This is a genomic window from Acidithrix ferrooxidans (genome assembly GCF_000949295.1).
GTDB lineage: Bacteria > Actinomycetota > Acidimicrobiia > Acidimicrobiales > Acidimicrobiaceae > Acidithrix > Acidithrix ferrooxidans.
In genome coordinates, this window is sequence record NZ_JXYS01000003.1 from 46,011 (window position 1) to 64,243 (window position 18,233).

The 18,233-nt window shown below is 47.3% G+C and carries 12 protein-coding genes, 1 tRNA gene and 1 pseudogene; 13 read left to right on the top strand and 1 reads right to left on the bottom strand.

The genetic code is table 11. The features are described 5' to 3' along the window. Positions 1–285 precede the first annotated feature (285 nt). From AXFE_RS01025 to AXFE_RS01090, 13 genes are all read left to right on the top strand, one after another. Positions 286–1,173, top strand: a complete 888-nt coding sequence (locus AXFE_RS01025; protein ID WP_052604042.1) for a DUF929 family protein — start codon at positions 286–288, stop codon at positions 1,171–1,173. Between the two features lie 80 nt (positions 1,174–1,253). Continuing rightward, positions 1,254–2,159, top strand: coding sequence for an ArsA family ATPase (locus AXFE_RS01030; RefSeq protein ID WP_052604043.1), 906 nt, complete (start codon positions 1,254–1,256; stop codon positions 2,157–2,159). A gap of 9 nt (positions 2,160–2,168) precedes the next feature. Continuing rightward, the gene (locus tag AXFE_RS01035) at positions 2,169–3,269 is read left to right on the top strand and encodes an ArsA family ATPase (RefSeq protein WP_052604044.1); all 1,101 of its coding nucleotides are present in this window, start codon (positions 2,169–2,171) and stop codon (positions 3,267–3,269) included. A 69-nt stretch (positions 3,270–3,338) separates the two neighbouring features. After that, positions 3,339–3,752: a response regulator gene (locus tag AXFE_RS01040; protein ID WP_052604045.1), complete on the top strand. Its 414-nt coding sequence runs from the start codon at positions 3,339–3,341 to the stop codon at positions 3,750–3,752. A gap of 148 nt (positions 3,753–3,900) precedes the next feature. Beyond that, positions 3,901–3,977: transfer RNA gene (locus AXFE_RS01045), tRNA-Pro, on the top strand. 1,130 nt (positions 3,978–5,107) lie between these two features. Beyond that, a complete protein-coding gene (gene gnd, locus AXFE_RS01050) occupies positions 5,108–6,127 on the top strand; it encodes a phosphogluconate dehydrogenase (NAD(+)-dependent, decarboxylating) (RefSeq protein WP_052604046.1) in 1,020 nt (339 codons plus the stop codon). Positions 6,128–6,180: 53 nt separating this feature from the next. Continuing rightward, positions 6,181–6,867 (top strand): HAD family hydrolase, encoded by a 687-nt coding sequence (locus tag AXFE_RS01055; RefSeq protein ID WP_052604047.1) that lies wholly within the window; start codon positions 6,181–6,183, stop codon positions 6,865–6,867. A gap of 99 nt (positions 6,868–6,966) precedes the next feature. Next, entirely contained in the window at positions 6,967–8,418 is a 1,452-nt protein-coding gene (zwf, locus tag AXFE_RS01060) for a glucose-6-phosphate dehydrogenase (RefSeq protein ID WP_052604056.1), read from the top strand. A gap of 71 nt (positions 8,419–8,489) precedes the next feature. Further along, complete coding sequence (locus AXFE_RS01065; protein WP_052604048.1) at positions 8,490–9,392, top strand: ROK family protein; 903 nt, start codon at positions 8,490–8,492, stop codon at positions 9,390–9,392. Between the two features lie 1,153 nt (positions 9,393–10,545). Beyond that, positions 10,546–12,327, top strand: a complete 1,782-nt coding sequence (locus AXFE_RS01075) for a matrixin family metalloprotease (protein WP_160291679.1) — start codon at positions 10,546–10,548, stop codon at positions 12,325–12,327. Between the two features lie 258 nt (positions 12,328–12,585). Next, positions 12,586–14,013 (top strand): FAD-binding oxidoreductase, encoded by a 1,428-nt coding sequence (locus AXFE_RS01080; RefSeq protein WP_235347497.1) that lies wholly within the window; start codon positions 12,586–12,588, stop codon positions 14,011–14,013. Continuing rightward, entirely contained in the window at positions 14,014–15,585 is a 1,572-nt protein-coding gene (locus AXFE_RS01085; protein WP_052604051.1) for an acetolactate synthase large subunit, read from the top strand. A gap of 157 nt (positions 15,586–15,742) precedes the next feature. Further along, positions 15,743–16,123 carry a DUF302 domain-containing protein gene (locus AXFE_RS01090; protein WP_160291680.1) on the top strand — a complete coding sequence of 127 codons (381 nt, stop codon included), beginning with the start codon at positions 15,743–15,745 and terminating at the stop codon, positions 16,121–16,123. A gap of 53 nt (positions 16,124–16,176) precedes the next feature. On the opposite strand, the pseudogene AXFE_RS18900 reads toward AXFE_RS01090, so the two are convergent. Continuing rightward, positions 16,177–17,015: pseudogene (locus AXFE_RS18900) on the bottom strand (IS1595 family transposase); the annotation flags it as partial. Positions 17,016–18,233: the final 1,218 nt, after the last annotated feature.

An 18,233-nucleotide genomic window follows, 5' to 3' on the forward strand; every position in this document is an offset into this window, starting at 1 on the left:
GACCCGGCACTCATCAACTGCCATGCACTAAAAATCAAAGGAAATCCCCCAGGTGAAGTTTTAGATCGAATCGCCAATTCCAATAGAGCAGCGTCGGCCCAACAGCGCTGAAAAAACGCTAATACTTCATTTGATTTTCTGATTGACAACCAATTTGAAGTGGATAAATGCCTCGAATTATCTCTTAAAAACCCAAAGGGTACTAGGTTAAATGGCAAGAGTCAAAGCCACTGGGCGAGTTATTGACGGCGCTATCGTGCTACTACAAGGAGCTTGAAAAAATTTATGGCACAAAAAGCTAAAAAGTCAACGAAGTCCTCACGTCAAGTGACCGCCGCGAAAAATAGTGGATCACAAAAGGGTATGGTCTATTCGGCTACCGCCCTAGTTGTAATCGTTGCAGTCATTGCGACCTTTATTTTAATCAAGCTAAACAAAAGTTCATCATCGGCGACCGCGACAAACTCGCTTGCGCCAGCTGCAGTTGTTTCAGCTGTAACGAAGGTGCCGAACTCTGCACTTGCAGCAGCAACCGTGCCCACTAGTTCAATTCCACTTCCATATGCTGTAAAGAACACCGCGCTACTCACCAGTAATTCAAAACCAGTAGTGCTTTACATGGGCGCCGACTACTGCCCCTATTGTGCAGCGCAACGCTGGCCCCTCATAATTGCTCTATCAAAATTTGGAACCTTCAAGAATCTGCATACGACGTCCTCGTCAAGCACTGACGTCTATCCCAACACTCAAACCTTCAGCTTCTATGGATCGTCGTACTCAAGCCCCTATATCAACTTCCAGAGCGTCGAGATGCAAACTAATATTCCATCCAACGGAAGCTACACCACACTTCAAACTCCAACAACAGCGCAAAATAATATCTTCAATACATACGACAAACCTCCTTACACTGCGACTGCGACTGGTATCCCATTTATCGACTATGGCAATCAGCTGATCGAGGGCGGACCAGCCTACTCGCCTGCAATTCTTGCCGGTCTTTCGAGAGCCTCAATAGCTGGCAGCCTTACCATTACAGGAACGGTAACCAATCAGGCCATTCTGCCATCGGCCAACCTTATAATTGCAAGCATCTGTAAGATTGATAAAAACCAACCGGGTTCTATTTGTTCGATGGCGCCAGTTGCCACCGTAGAAAAGCTACTTAAGTAATTATCAAGATTTGGGTATAGCCCTAAAAGCGGCATTGTGGGGGTCCCTGGCGCGCCCTTTGGCCATTATGGAGAAGTAGAGTGATCGAGACGATCCAAAAGACCAAGGTCTTAATTGTCGCGGGTAAAGGCGGCGTGGGCAAATCAACACTTGCTGCCACGATCGCCAGTGCCGCAGCTTTCGCCAAACGAAAAACAGTTCTTGTATGTCTGGGCGAAAGCCCAATTACAGCCGAGCTAAGTGTTGCTCTTCAATCAAAATCAGAGCCATTCAACGATGATCTACGCCTTGATATCCTAAAGCTAAGGCCTGAAGAGATACTTATTGAGTATCTAGAGGACCATGGAATGGCCTCTATGGGACGAAGGCTGATTTCAAGCGGAGTTGTATCAGTAATAGCCACAGCCGTTCCTGGAATCAGAGAGCTACTAATTCTGGCCAAGCTAAAACAGATGGAACGCTCGGGCGAATATGACACGATTGTCCTAGATGCACCAGCATCAGGTCACCTCTTGACCTTTTTATCTAGCCCAAAGGGGCTCAGTGATATCGCAAATGTAGGATTACTCAAGACACAATCCCAGGAGGTAGAGGAACTTCTTAAAGATCCAAGTCGATCTCGACTCATAATGGTAAGCCTTGCCGAAGAGACGCCGGTTCTAGAGACGATAGAGACGATCTCACGACTGCGAGACCTTTCGGTGATAAACCTTGGGCCGGTAATTATAAATCAAGTCATCAATCCTCCTTCCTTGAGTGATGAAGCCAAGGCCACGCTCGAGGCCTCCGCAAGGTCTACATCGATCGCTGCAGCCTATCAATACATTGCATCGCGTTCAGCCATGCAAGTCCGCAATCTAGAATTACTCGGTCGCTCCCTAAATGAAACCGATACGATTCAGTTGCCATTTTTGTTCACAACACAAATTCGGATTCAACATATCGTTGAGCTCGCTCGCTTGCTCAATTCGCCATCAGTCAGATAGAAGGTCATCTTGGACGCGAACAAAAATGCAATCGCCATCAACACCTCAAAACTAAGCAGCCTGATTCGGGAAAAGACTGTCATCATAATGACTGGGCCGGGCGGTGTAGGTAAAACGTCAAACTCTGCAGCATTAGCCATTGGGTCAGCTCTTTCAGGTATTGACACATGTGTTGTAACGATAGACCCCGCCAGACGTCTTGCTGATGCCCTGGGTATCGAGACGATAGGAAACGATCCAGTTGAGATCGGAACCAGTTCACCAGGAAGACTCTTCGCGGTAATGCTAGACGCAGATGCAACCTTTGACGAATTGATAGTCAAGTACGCAAAGACAAAAGAACAAGCTGGCAAAATCCTGTCGAATCGCGTCTACCAAAATCTAACCAAAAACCTCTCTGGAATCCAAGAGTACATGGCAATGGAGAAGTTATTCGAACTACACAACGACTCAAGATTCAAACTCCTAATCGTCGACACTCCCCCTAGCTATAACGCCCTGGATTTTCTAGATGCTCCGCGCAGGTTAATGTCATTTCTCGACAATCGGGTCTTTCGGCTCATCATGACACCGGGCCCAGCAATTCTTCGACCCCTCACATTTGCCACTAAGGCAGTGCTACGGACCATATCGCGTGTCGTTGGGTCAGAGATTGTCGATGAGGCCGTTGCGTTCTTTCAGGATTTCGAGGGCATGGAAGACGGCTTTAGATCGCGGGCTGAGGCGGTCCAGTCACTTCTTCATGAGCAAACCACAGCATTCGTTCTAGTTACCGCCCCCCGAGGCGACACCATCAGTGAAAGCATGACATTCGGGGAAAAGTTGACTGGTTTTGGATTTAGTCTCTCTGGATTGATTTCAAATAGGGAGACCCCCGACTTTTCGATTCCAGGTGAACCCATTGATCAAAATGAAGGCCTTTCAAAGGATGATCTCGCCAAACTTCAGGACAATCTTTCAAAGATGAAGGTTTTAAAGGAGTTTGAGAACCGGGAAATTCAAAAGATCTCTGCAGCACTCGACTCCGAGAGAATCATAAGAATCCCCACGCTGAATCGAGATATTGCCAACTTAGAAGACCTTGCTCAAATGGCCCGCTATCTAATATGATGCCAAAAAACCCTCTATATCCAAGCACACTTTTGCATCAACCTACATCTCCGGCTAGGATCTTTATCTATGGCCCACATCTACGTAGTGAGCGACGCGAATCAAGTTTTAACCGAAGTCGTATCCGCTTTAGAATTCATCACCTCAGACATCACCACCTTCCCAAGTTCGCAAGAATTCTTGGAGGCGTGTCATAAGTCAGCACCAGACCTTGCCGTTTTGGACTTCCAAGTAACCAACATGGGCGCGATGGCGACGTGCCTTGAACTCCATTTAGAAGAGTCAGGTGGTCGACTTCCCCACATTCCAGTACTTATTTTGATAGATCGCCGTCCTGATGTATTTCTAGCGCGAAGATCCAAAGCCGAGGGATTCCTCGTCAAGCCACTTGACTCTATCAAACTAACAAATGCTGCTAAGGCTGTTCTAAGTGGCAAGGGATACCAAGACGAGAGCTACAAACCAATATCTATCACACACTAGAGCGATCTTCCAGCTTTGATTTAGATCTGAAGGTCCAACCTAGGAGGCTATCAGACCTAAATAAGCAATCGAACTTCGACCGTAGGCTAGCTAATTTGCCTTAGAATAAAGATCTGTTCACGACGGAAACAAACCGTAGTGGATCGGGCGGGAAGTAGCGCAGCTTGGCAGCGCGCAGCGTTCGGGACGCTGAGGCCGCGGGTTCAAATCCCGCCTTCCCGACCAAGGTCACTGTTTTTGAGTTACACCAAAATCCCAAAACGACTTTGACCTTCTAATAACTTGCTCCTAAAAGAGTGGAACTTAGCCACCCTAGATGACAACTTTACTCATCTAGTTAGATCACCTAGTGCCGCTGCTTAGGGCTAGCCAAGCGCAGTTCACCCTAGCGAAAATTCATCCATAGCCGCTTTGGAAAGATAGGAGTTCAAAGCTTTCCAAAAATCAGTGGTACTTTGCCTATAGGCTATGGCCAGATTTGCAAAACAAGCTTTACGCCATTTTCATTCATCCTTACTTTACTTTGCTTCGCCGAAAGGTGCGATTAACAGGGTCTCTCACTTCCTCTTTTAGGGGCCGGTCTATCATCTTGGCTCTCATCGATTTTTTGATCCGTTCTACCTAGGCGCGCTACCATCTAGCTTCATCCTCGAAGACAGCAACTTACTCCGGTCCTATCGCGCCATATCTATCGCGCCATCTCCTTTAGTGATGAAGAGTAGAGCAAAGGATAGATTGAATCGGCCTCTAAATAAGATCTCACCCTGGCTCATATCACTGGTCGCCTAAAACAAAAAATGGCCGATAAAGGTTACCCGATTATAAAAGAGTTAACCTATCCTTTAATTCCATCCACGAATTGCAACCGTTTCAACTTCGATAAACATCGAAAGACTCACCCATCCACGGCATCTTAGGATTCATTTCTTATGCGTTGGAATCACAGGTTCAATTAGCAAAGCTCATCAGGTCTATCTCTCATAACACATCGCTTGATGAGCGATCTAATACGATAAATAGTTGTCGCCGGCCGCGACCATCACCAAATTAATAAGACATCTAGGGATAAATCCTCCTCGGTCAAGCCATAGTTTTTATCGGAGAACCACTTCGACTCGAAATTTAGGAAAAAAAACCCATATTCGCTATAGGCTTACATCTAAAGGAGTCGTACGCAAAAACAATGAGGTAACAAAGACGACACATCGCATCTTTGAAAATGACAGAGTTGGGGTAAAGTCAACGTCTACTAAGGCGGCTTATCTCATCGCACTACTCCCAAACTTCTAATTAGAGTACCGAACCTACAATTAATTTTGGTACTCATCAGCAGCTAAACGAAAGGCATTATTACTATGCAACTTGGAATGGTTGGACTAGGCAGAATGGGTGCAAACCTGGTTCGACGCTTAATGCGCGACGGACATGAGGCTGTCGTTTACGACGTCAATCCAGATGCGGTAAATGAGCTAGTCAAAGAGGGAGCGATCGGAGCAGATTCAATCGCTGACTTCGTATCTAAATTATCCACACCAAGAGCAGCTTGGATAATGGTACCTGCCGGTTCGATTACACATGATACTGTCGAAGAGTTGGCTAGTCATATGACAAAAGACGACATCATCATCGATGGAGGAAACTCCTACTATCGCGACGATATCGATCGCGCTCATCGCCTCTTCGAATTGGGCATCCATTATGTAGACGTAGGCACATCAGGAGGCGTCTGGGGCCTAGAGAGAGGCTACTGCCTGATGATCGGAGGAGAGGTAGAAACAGTAAACCACCTCAATCCAATCTTTGAAACAATAGCACCTGGCTATGATGCAGCTCCCAGAAGCGCTACCCGAGTCGGCGAGATCTCAGCAGCAGAAAAAGGATATCTCCACTGCGGCCCAAACGGAGCTGGCCACTTCGTAAAAATGGTTCATAACGGCATTGAATACGGGGCTATGGCTGCCTATGCTGAGGGATTCAACATTCTAAAAAATGCAAATATAGGAAAACATCAGCGAGATGCCGACGCTGAGACAGCTCCATTGGATCACCCAGAATATTACCAATTTGACATCAACATAGCGGACGTCGCAGAAGTATGGCGTCGCGGCAGCGTAATTGCCTCTTGGCTTTTGGATCTAACCGCCTTAGCTCTGGCTGAATCGCCAGATCTCAGTGAATTCTCCGGAAAGGTATCAGACTCCGGCGAAGGTCGCTGGACCGCTCTCGCAGCAGTGGAAGAAGGAGTTCCTGCTCCAGTCCTAACATCAGCGCTCTACTCTCGATTTGCATCACGAGACCTAGATCGATTTGGAAATCAAATCCTTTCAGCGATGCGAAAGGGATTTGGTGGCCACAATGAAAAGTCGGCTCAATAGTTACCGGTCAAATAGGGACTTGGCTTGGTCTATCCAACTCGGAAAGCAGGACGATGACAAGCGATAAAGTAGCCATTTTATTCGATATCGATGGAACTTTAATTGTGACAGATGGTGCCGGTTCTACCTCTTGGTCTATGGCGTTCAAAGAAATCTATAACATAGACGCACAAATCGATCGATATAGCGACATTGGAATGACCGACCCAGAGGTAGCTCGTCGCACCTTTGAAGCAGTCATTGGTCGAGCTCCAACAAAGGCCGAATTTTCACGACTCTTAGAACGAAGAATGCACTATCTGACCGAGAGCGTTCAAGATTCCAAAGGCTATCACGTCCTTCCTGGTGTCGAAGATCTCCTGCCAAAACTCATAGCACAAGGGTATCTACTTGGCCTGGTTACTGGCAACCTCGAAGCCGCCGCACACATAAAACTCCACAGAGCCTCGCTCAATCGATTCTTCTCCTTTGGTGGATATGGCTCTGATTCCCCAAGTCGAACCGAATTGACAATATTAGCCATGCGCCGTGCCAATGTCATATACGGAGGATCGATAACCCATGATGAATTCATCGCAATAGGCGATACTCCAAATGATATAATCGCTGCACACGAAGCCGGAATCGAGTGCATTGCGGTTGCCAGCCATAAATATGATGTAGACACCCTAAAAGCCGCTGGTGCTGACTTTGTTCTTGCAAGCCTTTTAGATGAACTACCATTCAAATTGAAGATGTGAAGCGACCTACCAAGGACGAAGAGCCAAAAACCGCATTTGAAAAGCTGCAATAACGCTTCAAAATTTTCATTCAACCCCTCGATCGATTGGGCAAAGAAGATGAAACCACAAGACCAAGTGTCAGACCAAACAGTACCTACCACGGATGCTCTATTTGTGCTCTTCGGGGCTATGGGGGATCTAGCTAAACGCAAACTCATACCGGGCCTCTACCACCTGTACTTGGCGGGTTTGATGCCCAAGGACTTTCGAATTATCGGAACCTCACCGACCGAGATCAAAATGGAAACCCAATTATTTCAAACTCACGTCCATGAATCACTCGCCAACTTTGGAAGAAAAGAGATCGAGGAGGAGTCCTTCTCTATTTTCTCCAAAAAAATCTCTTATATCCCAGCTGACACCACTGACTTCTCCAAGTTGCAAGAGGCCATTCACGCCAACAAGGCAGCGCTGAGCGAGGGCGCTAAAACCATTCTTTATCTAGCGATACCTCCCCCTGCCTTCATTCCGGTTATCGATGCACTAGGAGCGAGTGGGATCGCCAAAGAAGCTCAATTGGTGATAGAAAAGCCATTTGGATCAGACCTCGCAACCGCGAAGGAGCTCAACTCGGCCATACATCGATCATTCGACGAGGAGTCGGTCTACCGGATAGACCACTTCTTAGGGAAAGAGGCCGTCCAAAACATTCTGGCACTTCGATTCGCGAACGGGATTTTCGAGCCATCCTGGAACCATGACTCAATCGACTACGTCCAAATAGACATCCCAGAAACTCTCACGATCGAAGGCCGAGGCGCCTTCTACGAAAAGACTGGGGCGTTCCGAGACATGGTGGTAACCCACCTCTTCCAAGTCTTAGGTTTTCTGGCAATGGATCCGCCTGAGCGCTTAGATGGGATATCGCTAAACAAAGCCAAAACTAGCCTCTTTAAAGCCATGAGACCGATTACTAAAGATGACGTCATCTATGGCCAATACGCCGGATACCTTGACCAACCTGGCGTAGCTCCAAATTCATGCGTTGAGACCTTTGTTGCCTGTCGAATATGGATAGACAATGACCGCTGGGCTGGAGTACCCTTTTACTTGCGAACTGGCAAGGCAATGGCAACAGGAAGATGGCTCTTGACTCTTGGATTCAAAGTACCAGATTTGAATAGATTCCACACATCAGGCCTTTCAAACGAGCACAGCAGTCCAAATGAGCTCGTTATCGACATGGCCGACCCTGGATCAATTGAAATCAACTTTATGACAAAAAAACCTGGACCGTCATTAACGCTCGCTAGCGCATCATTGAACTTCAATTTTCTTGACAACTTCAATGTCGCCTACGAACTAGAGGCGTATGAACGTCTAATTCATGATGTTATGATAGGCGACCGAGCACTCTTCAATGAGGCCGAAGGAATCGAGACACTTTGGGAAGCCTCTGCGCCGTTGATATCGGATCCTCCCCGACCCCTAGCCTACGAGCAAGGCTCATACGGCCCACCCGAGGCACTAGAGACCCTCATAAGTCCGTATCGCTGGTACCTTCACTAAAATCTATACCACAGAGAAAATAATCCAAAAATATCAAAAGAACAACGCTTCAAAAGGGCTAGGTGGAAACTTTGAATCAAAGTAACGACGAGCTAATTCTTGGTGCCGACATTGGCGGTACGCACTTTCGAATGGGACTTTGCGATGCCAGTGGCAAACTGCTAGCTCACCAAGTTTTACCTACCGCCACATTGGCTAGCGCCCAAGAGGGCTTTACGAAGTTAGCCGACATACTTGATCCAACCAAAAAGGCAAAATCCTTTGTCGTTGGTGTACCCGGGGTGGTTGACTATCGCGAGTCCAAAGCCATCTTTGCCCCAAATCTGCCACAAAACTTCATACCGGAGCTAAGCGGTGAAAAGATTGCCAAATTGCTCGGACGCGAGGTCTTGTTGGTGAATGATGCTGACCTAGCAGCCATCGGCGAGGCGCACTTTGGAGCTGGTCGGACTAAAGAATCCATGTCATATGTAACCATTTCAACTGGTATTGGAGCCGCTGTAACCGTAGATAAAAAGCTGATCCGAACGCGATATTCCATAGCTGAACTAGGTCACAGCTTTATAGACGCCTCCGATGCGCTAGCAAATGGTCGGGGCTCGGTTGAATATCTAGCTTCGGGAACCGCGCTAGCACGAACCGCGAAAGAGGCCGGTCTCAGCCTCACAAACCAACAACTGGTGGTAGCCGCTCAAGCCGGCGAGCCAAATGCCTTACTAATTGTCAAAGAGATGGCACACAATGTCGGAGTAGCACTTGCTAACATGGTTCATCTATTTTCCATAGAGTCGCTTGTCCTTGGCGGGGGTGTAATCCTCTCTGGAGACTTCATCTTCAACTTAGTGGAGGAATCATTTCAAGAATTAAAGCCAAGTTATCTAGAGGTAGAAGTAGCCAAAGCAGAATTAGGAGATGACGCTGCGCTGCGGGGATGCGCCGCAGCAATCGCCGCTTTCACATCACCATCTGGATAGAGTCGATCCTCGCCAATTGATAATGAGAGACGTGACAACTCCTGCCATGGGGACCGTCTCTCCAGTACACCTAGTCTTCGCCTCCTAGCTCATTTAGCCTCCATAAGTGACCTTTTTACATAAAATAAAACAACAACCGACCAATGACATGGTTATTCCTTGGTGCCGTTTTCTTTCGATGTGAGCACTCATGGGAGACATAAAGGAGCATGAACCTTCTCAAAAGATTGGGGCCATGCGATCCGTAACCCAATATAAGCCACCTAGCGACTTAGAGGACGACCATAATTTTTAGGCAATTTCATTGCCAAAAATCAATCTATACAACGTGCAACGTTCTCGCAAATATTAAGTGAATCAATTATTGCGATAGTCATAATCGTTATGATCTTCAAACCGCATTTACACTAAACCTTATGAATCCACGTGCTTTCATTTCCAAATCATAAAACCTACCATTGCCCTTACACCTAGGGACTTCACCCAACCGCAGTAAGACTAAGCCACGACTAGGGTCAAAAAAGCGTCGCAATTTGAGCGCTACTCAAAAGTTGGGAATCTATTAGGAAGCTTGCGATACTTTGGGCATCGATATCTCGACGATCGACCACACTCCTGGCACACCCAATGGCCCTTGCGTACATATCATAGGTAAATTTATAGATTTACCTCCTGAGTTATTCTTCTTATTTGAATAATGATCCGTAAGGAAAAATCATCACCCAACTGGCAACTGCAATGGCATAGGGTAGCAATGAATCGGATCTTAATCTTCAAAAAGAGAATCGACTCATTAGACATAGTCGACTTTGAATTGCACTAACTTGCTGAACCTAGTAACAAGGCGCAACGATCTTCGTCGTAAAAAGCGATCGAAGTCACCCGAAAAAGTCGTCGATTGTACCAGAATCAACGCTTTTGTAAAAAGTCACGCGCAAAACCACATAGACCACTCAAAGCATTCAGATTCCAGAGTCTAACGCGACTAAAACCACATTGGGTTGTATGAAAAACCATAGCTTCCATAACCAATCCAAAATCAGTCATCTCCCAAACGCAATATAACACCAGTTCAAAGGCACTAAATGACCCCTGCCTCCAATAAAATTCCCAAAATCCTAAAGAACAGATGAGAAGTTGCGATATAGAATACATGAGCAAAACCTCACTCTCCGTAATAAAGTCACGAAATATAGTGAAGCGACCGAACTTCCGTATCGCTAGCGTGGCGGTCGCCACGGCATCACTCTCATTGGTAGGCATGTTCGCAACTAGCAATGCACCGGCAAAAACTACTATTACACACACTTCTCTCATGGGGATGCTCGATCCGAGCGCAATCAGTGGAGCTGTTTCAATCGCCCCTGCTCCAAATGGTACCGGATATTGGATCACCAATGCCCAAGGCCAGGTCTCCTCATATGGCGCAGTAACGTCATATGGAGACATGTCAGGTACCAAGCTTAATCAACCAGTCGTGGGCATTGCCGCTACGCCAGATGGTAAGGGCTATTGGTTAGTGGCGGCTGATGGTGGAATCTTCACCTTTGGTGACGCAGGCTTTTATGGATCTACGGGCGGAATGCACCTCTTCAGGAAGATAGTGGCCATGGTGGCCACCCCAGATGGCAAAGGATATTGGTTATTAGCGGCCGATGGTGGAATCTTCACCTTTGGTGACGCAGGCTTTTATGGATCTACGGGCGGAATCGCTCTCAATAGCCCAATCGTAGGAATGGCCGCCACCCCAGATGGTAAGGGCTATTGGTTAGTGGCGGCTGATGGTGGAATCTTCACCTTTGGTGACGCGGGCTTTTATGGATCCGCTGGGGCGTTAAAGTTAAATAGACCTATCGTGGGAATGGCCGCCACCCCAGATGGTAAGGGCTATTGGTTAGTGGCGGCTGATGGTGGAATCTTCACCTTTGGTGACGCGGGCTTTTATGGATCTGCTGCCAATGCTGGCGCATCTTCGCCCATTATGGGAATATCACCAACCAGTGGTGGAACTGGCTATTGGGTGGTTACTCAAACTGGCCAAGCCTTCTCCTTTAGCTCCTCGAACGCTCCAGCTCCAGCTCCAGCTCCAGCTCCAGCTCCAGCTAATGTAAGCTTGACGCCGACAGCCGTTGTCCTGCCATCACCGATCAACTGCAAAACCGTAGCAACCGAGAACAATTGCATGCCTTCTAACCTTCCTTCGGGAACTTGGAATTCATTTGGCCTAACGTCTAACAACAGTGTCTATCCGACACTTGGCTCCATATGGCAAACCGAACCAAACGATGAAAACATTCCGGCCCTGCCCCCAACGTGGGCTCCGATGTTTGAGATTGGCACCAGTTCACATTCGCCTACGGCGGTTCCTGTCCGCTGGAACCCCTGCCAAGTGATTCATCCTTATATAGATATGACCGATGATCCCACCGCAGGACCAACCACACCTGCCGAGCAAGCTTCTGCAACGGCAATGGTCCAAGACGCCTTAGCTCAGGTAGCCGCTGCCACTGGCCTTAGCTTTGCACCCCTACAAACCACCACGGCTTATTCAAATTCTTCGCTACCCTATGGCTCAATCCTCTTTAGTTGGCCATCAATTGCTCACCTACAGGCTCAAATCGGCTCCACCTACCAATTGAGTCCGAACTACCTTGGCTTTGGCGGTCCCGTAGCAGAGACAACTTCATCAGGAATAACACTTTACGTATCTGGCATCGTAGAGCTAAACAACGAAAGCTGGTTGAACCTATCGTCATCAACCCAACAGTCGCTCCTGCTTCACGAACTCGGCCATGCTATCGGTTTGGACCATAGCAGCTCCCCCCAGAATGTAATGTACCCCTATGACAACGGTGTAACTTCCTACTCCACCGGAGATCTTAGCGGTCTAGCAAACCTCGGACTTGCCCGAGGTTGCCTTCCATCTGCATATTAAAGATGGAACTCCCAGACAAAGAAGATTTACAGAAGAATTCAATACCTCAAGTTATAGATTGATCTATCGCACAAGGCTCTTGGCATTCCACCAAGAGCCTTGTGCGTATCAAAATCCCAAAAAGTCCCATCTCATGCCGCTATCTCACAAATCGAAGTAACTATAGACTCTGGCAATTACCTGGGCATCTCAGCGAACCAACAAACCATAAGCATCAAAGATAGATAGATCTGAGCTGGAAGTCAAAATTACGATTCCGTGCGAAAACTCGACTCTGTACGTGTTACATTTACCGATATGGCCTCTTTGCAATCCATTGATCCTTTAGTTACGAAACTCCGCGAGATACTCAGAGACGATTGCTTAATGGTTGAAGACGCGATCTCAATAGATTATTTCCACGATGAGAGCCTTGGAACGACTCCAGTTCCACCTCGATGCCTGGTATATGTGACCTCAACTCTTGAATGCGCGCAAGTCATCGCGACAGCAAACGACCTCAAAGTCCCAGTTACAGCTCGAGGAAGTGGCAGTGGTCTTAGCGGAGGAGCGCTCCCAATTCAGGGTGGTATCGTAATCTCGTTCGAAAAAATGAATCAGATTCTAGAGATTGATACTCAAAACCACACTGCAACTCTCGAAGCTGGGGTAACCCTGGAACAACTTGAGTTATCCCTCGCCGAAGTGGGCTTTGTCTATCCGGTATATCCTGGCGAAATGTCCGCGACCATAGGTGGTAACGTTGCTACGAATGCGGGCGGAATGAGAGCTGTCAAATACGGCGTAACTCGTCATAACGTCCTGGGTGTTGAATTTGTGACTGCAACTGGGGATGTAATTTCTAGCGGTGGAAAATTCGTCAAATCATCATCTGGCTATGACCTAACACAACTTGTAATCGGATCCGAAGGAACGTTAGCCCTCGTAACGAAGGTTATAGTCGCCATTACGCCAATACCACAGGCCTCAGTGACATTGCTGATCCCCTTTGACAAACTCTCGTCTATCTCAGTGGCTATACCTGAAATACTTAGATCCAATTGCACACCTTCAATACTCGAATACGTAGATGCCGTGGGGTTGAAGGTAATGGCATCTAGGGAAGGGCTCGACTTAGGGTTGCCAAAAGCCATCCAAGATGAGGCTCGTGCCTATTTAATTTGCATGCTCGAAGAAGCAGACCCAGAGGGCCTCGAAAAACAACAGCTGATCATATCAAACCAAATGATTGAAAATGGGGCTCTGGACGTCTATGAGCTGTCCAAAAGTCAGGCACTGCGCCTTTTACGGGTCCGAGAAGCAGCATTCTGGGTTACAAAAGAACTTGGCGCGACCGATATAGTAGATATCGTCGTGCCAAGAGCACAAATTCCAAACTTCATGGATCAGATAGACCTAATAGCCCAAGAATATGGAACGATTATTAGCGCAGTTGGTCACGCAGGCGATGGCAATATCCATCTCTCGATATTTGAAAACGACCATGCCATCAAAGGATCAATCATGTCGAAACTTTATCGAATTGGACTCGACTTAGGTGGCGCTATCTCCGCTGAACACGGTATCGGAACTGCTAAACGTCCATATTTCCTGGATCTAGAAGATCCAACAAAACTAGAACTAATGCGACGAATAAAGTACGCATTCGATCCCAACGGGATCCTAAACCCGGGAAAGGTCCTTTAAATGAACGGTGCCGAATCACTCCTAAACACCCTTGTAGCTAACAAAGTCGAGGTCTGCTTTACCAATCCAGGCACCTCTGAGATGCACTTTGTGGCCGCTTTAGATAGGGTACCCAAGATGCGAGGCGTTCTATGCCTCTTTGAAGGCGTAGCCAGTGGGGCCGCCGACGGATATGGGAGAATCGCCAAAAGACCTGCGTCAACCCTTCTTCATCTTGGCCCAGGCATGGGAAATGCTCTCGCCAACTTCCACAATGCACGCAGAGCAAAGACTCCGATAATTAACGTCGTTGGCGATCACGCAACCACCCACTTAGCCTATGACGCTCCCTTGACTAGTGACATCGAAGGAATTGCAAAGTCATTTTCAAAATTTGTAGTCACGCCCAAAACGCCGAACCAAATAGAACCGGCCGCACAATTAGCCCTCCAAGCTGCGACCATGGATCAACGTGGAATCGCGACTGTCATAGTTCCAGCCGATGCCAGCTGGAATGAGCTCACGCCAGAAAAATCGATGGACTTTGGGAGGGCACTTTGGAACAAAGAGGTCGAGACAATCGAGACGATCGGCTTTACCGAGATGAAAGCACTCCTAGAACGTGGCAACGAAACAATGCTGCTGCTAGGCGGCCAAGCACTTAGCGCTGGGGGGCTTAGGTCAATTTCAAAGATTCTTTCCCTATACAATGTCTCCATATTGGCAGAGACTTTTCCCTCGGTCCTCGAACGCGGAGGGGACCTTCTCTCCATCGACCGCCTAGCATATCTGGGCGAAATGGCTGTCGCACAACTTGCTAACGCTAGTCACGTAATCACAATCGGCGCAAACGAGCCCGTCTCCTTCTTCGCCTATCCCAATACACCAAGTCAACTAGCTCCAGCGAACGCGACGGTGCACCATTTTATAGCTCCCAATGAAAACTTGTTAGAAAAGCTAGACGCGTTGTGTGACTATTTAGGGGCAAAGACCCCACTTGCCAAGGTTGCCTATCAAACTCCAGAACTTCCCGACGGGGATCTTACGGGAACAAAAGCAGCCCAAACCATAGGCGCGCTGTTAAGGGAAGGTACGATAGTAGTTGACGAATCAAATACCTCAGGTCTCTTTCTGCCATCCTTTACCAAAGGCGCACCTGCCCACAGGTGGCTGACCTTGACCGGAGGCGCAATTGGCCAGGGCCTTCCATTGGCGACCGGAGCAGCCGTAGCAGACCCAAATTCTCGAGTACTTTGCCTTGAGGCTGATGGTTCTGCGATCTACACATTTCAAGCGCTTTGGAGCCAAGCCCGCGAAAAGCTAAACGTTACAACGGTCCTATTTAATAACCAAAGCTACGCCATCCTTGAACTCGAATTGGCCAAGGTCGGAGCACTAGAGTCCAGTCCCAGCGCGCGAGCCATGTTGGAGCTCAAACCTCCTTCCATCAGTTTTAGCCAACTCGCCCAAGCAATGGGGGTAGGGTCGCTAACAGTTCGAACCGTATCCGAACTCGCAAAAGCTATCACCCACTCCTTTGACAGCGTTGGGCCATTTTTGATTGAAGCGATTCTTCCGCCTGGCATCTCCTGATCTCGAAATATTACTAACTAACTGGTATTAACTATTTTCAACCGCGCACTTCGGCCAAACCCACCGTTTGAGGTGAAACTTTTTATTCGAATAAATGAGGTCTACGATTGGTTTAGTAAAGCAAGCTTCAAAAAACCTTCAACGAAAGCAGAAAAAGATGGCCGAACTTCAAAAGATAGTCCGTGGAACCATGGAGCAAGTGGAGGCCGAGGTGCGTATTGCCCTCTCAAAATCAGGTTTCGGCGTTCTCACTGAGATCGACATATCTGCTACATTAAAAGAGAAACTAGGAGTCCAGAGGCCCCCTATGAAAGTCTTAGGCGCCTGCAATCCAAAACTTATAAACCAAGCTTTAGAGATCGACACCTCCGTCGCGCTTTACGTACCTTGCAATGTTGTATTAGAAGAAGTTACCGAGGGGATTCAAATCACGGGGTTGGACCCACTAAAGATCATGTCAACCCCAGAGTTGGAGACCCTTGGAAGTCAAGCTCGGACTCTTTTGGAGGATGCGATCACATCTGTTATTGGCTCTTGACCATATAATCACTTGACCACACATTAAAGAGATGCCATTTTGAATCATACTTATCAAGTTTCGTAAGCAAGAGCCATTTTGGAATCAGATTCGCGGAGTAGCGGATGTGGAGACGCAAACACACATGTATTGAGAAGTCGCTCTACCAATGACATTTCAAAGTGCCTTGGGTTGAATCGGTATGCGAATTCCTCGAGGCATAAGTTGCTTATGTTCCTCACGTCCGTGGTATGTTCCGTCGATAAATTTCTTGCAGTTCCCAATTTAGGATCTTGAGCCATTTGAATGTTACATGTGCTTGTTCGTCTTTGGATAAAGTGACTAAAATGCGCTAGTCCAAGGTCTTTCAGCACATACCCCGTAACTTGGGTTACCATCACTTATCAGCTTGGTATTAGAATCTAAACGTCTCACAAAAACATCTTTGGGTGATTTAGCAGTGGTATCTTTGATTACTTCCATGAAGCAATGAGTAGGAGCACCATTGCTAATCGATACTCCAATTAGAACATTGGTTTGTTTTGTTCCCTTTCCTCGTTAGCCTTCGCCATGGCTCTCACCACCTAAAAAGAACTCATCTACTCAGGCGTTTTCTCCAAGTTTGTATAAACCATCTCGGTCAGCCGGTACGCTCAGCCATTACGCTCAGCTATTACGCTCAGCTATTGCCTTAGGTAGCTTATTTAGCATCAACCAGCCAGTCGAATAAGATACTTGAACGAATTTAGCAAGGGCTCTGATGGCTGGGGGAGGTAGTAGCTGAAAGACCACGCTTGTCGTTGGACAATAGATAGATAGCAGAAAACCACTAGGAAAAAGAGATATGACTTCGATGAAAGATAGTCCCGGAGGTAACGCTAGTTTGACGTCGACAAGATTTACATTGAAAAAGTGTGTTACTGGCCATTGAGAACTGCAAGTTGGTGGACACGAAGAATGCATACAAGTGGCCATCACTTTTGCACATTTCACCACAGCTCGCGTTTATCTGAGGCCGCTTTTTTTACTATTACAGTAGCTATTTCATTCTGTCCTTCTATGGGCATTTCTTGTCGAGGAGGTGAAATAATGTAACCTTTGGTCGCAAAGGTCTATTAACTACTCCAACTTGCATCCAAGAGCAGTTAATTGTCGATTAGATGAAAGTGCTCCATCGAGGCGCAGTGTGATTTTTAGATAGGGTTGAGATTTCGTTGAGGGCGACTTGGAAAAGATCTCTTTATTATTCTTTTTTATGGGTAGTAGCTACAGGTTGAAAGAGCCTCGTGGGCGAAGATCGTTGGATTGTGCGTAAACGCGAAGCGTTTTCCACATTTCAACTTTCGTTTGCGTAGCAATCGTCCACAACTCAATAACCCCCATTACGTTCCTGGATAGGTGGAGGTTATAGATTCTAGATTCTAGAGATCTAGCGAGTATTGACGGCACCGCAAGTTACCCAACCCAACCAAGAGGCCCCATCGTGAACCCCAATGGCCCGTTGCGCGACGATAGAGCGACGATAGGTTTGCTTGCAATCGAACAAATTGGCCCCATCAGCTCTTGGGCATGAAGTTGACATGGCGAATCAATGAGATCGTGGAACATTCGCGACAAGGGTTGGATCCCGTGGGCTTTGTCTATATGGTGACGATTCGCTATCCTTGTTGGTTCTCTTTGGTCAAGAGCTAAGACATATCGTCATTAGTTCTCTAAAGTGTGGGGTCTAAAGCGTGAGATCCATGTGTGGTCATTTGATTCATGAGGAACGGAGATTTCTCCGAGTCTGGTGACAGTAGGGCACCAGCAGCTATCAATCGAGAAACCGAATGGATGTATCAATCGTCCTGATAGTCGCCGATATAGATAGAGCACTACACAGATAGAGCACTACACAGATAGAGTCCTATATAGATAGAGCCCAACCAAGGACTATGTTAGGCCTTGGTTGGGCTCTTATTTGATTATTACTGGGTTTCTAAGAGTGTTATCTCTATATCTCTCCCATGAGTTCGCCTACTGCGAGAGGCTCGTCGCAGTGAGGGCACAGCCCGCCAATGCCAACGCGAGTCATGAAGACTCCACAATCGCTACAGCGTTGTATGCCGAGTTCGTGCACTCCACAAGAAGG

Excerpts from the sequence above, each read along its gene's own strand:
- AXFE_RS01025 (WP_052604042.1), top strand. The coding sequence starts at position 286 with ATGGCACAAAAAGCTAAAAAGTCAACGAAGTCCTCACGTCAAGTGACC.
- AXFE_RS01040 (WP_052604045.1), top strand. The coding sequence starts at position 3,339 with ATGGCCCACATCTACGTAGTGAGCGACGCGAATCAAGTTTTAACCGAA.
- gnd (WP_052604046.1), top strand. The coding sequence starts at position 5,108 with ATGCAACTTGGAATGGTTGGACTAGGCAGAATGGGTGCAAACCTGGTT.
- AXFE_RS01055 (WP_052604047.1), top strand. The coding sequence starts at position 6,181 with ATGACAAGCGATAAAGTAGCCATTTTATTCGATATCGATGGAACTTTA.
- zwf (WP_052604056.1), top strand. The coding sequence starts at position 6,967 with ATGAAACCACAAGACCAAGTGTCAGACCAAACAGTACCTACCACGGAT.
- AXFE_RS01075 (WP_160291679.1), top strand. The coding sequence starts at position 10,546 with ATGAGCAAAACCTCACTCTCCGTAATAAAGTCACGAAATATAGTGAAG.
- AXFE_RS01085 (WP_052604051.1), top strand. The coding sequence starts at position 14,014 with ATGAACGGTGCCGAATCACTCCTAAACACCCTTGTAGCTAACAAAGTC.
- AXFE_RS01090 (WP_160291680.1), top strand. The coding sequence starts at position 15,743 with ATGGCCGAACTTCAAAAGATAGTCCGTGGAACCATGGAGCAAGTGGAG.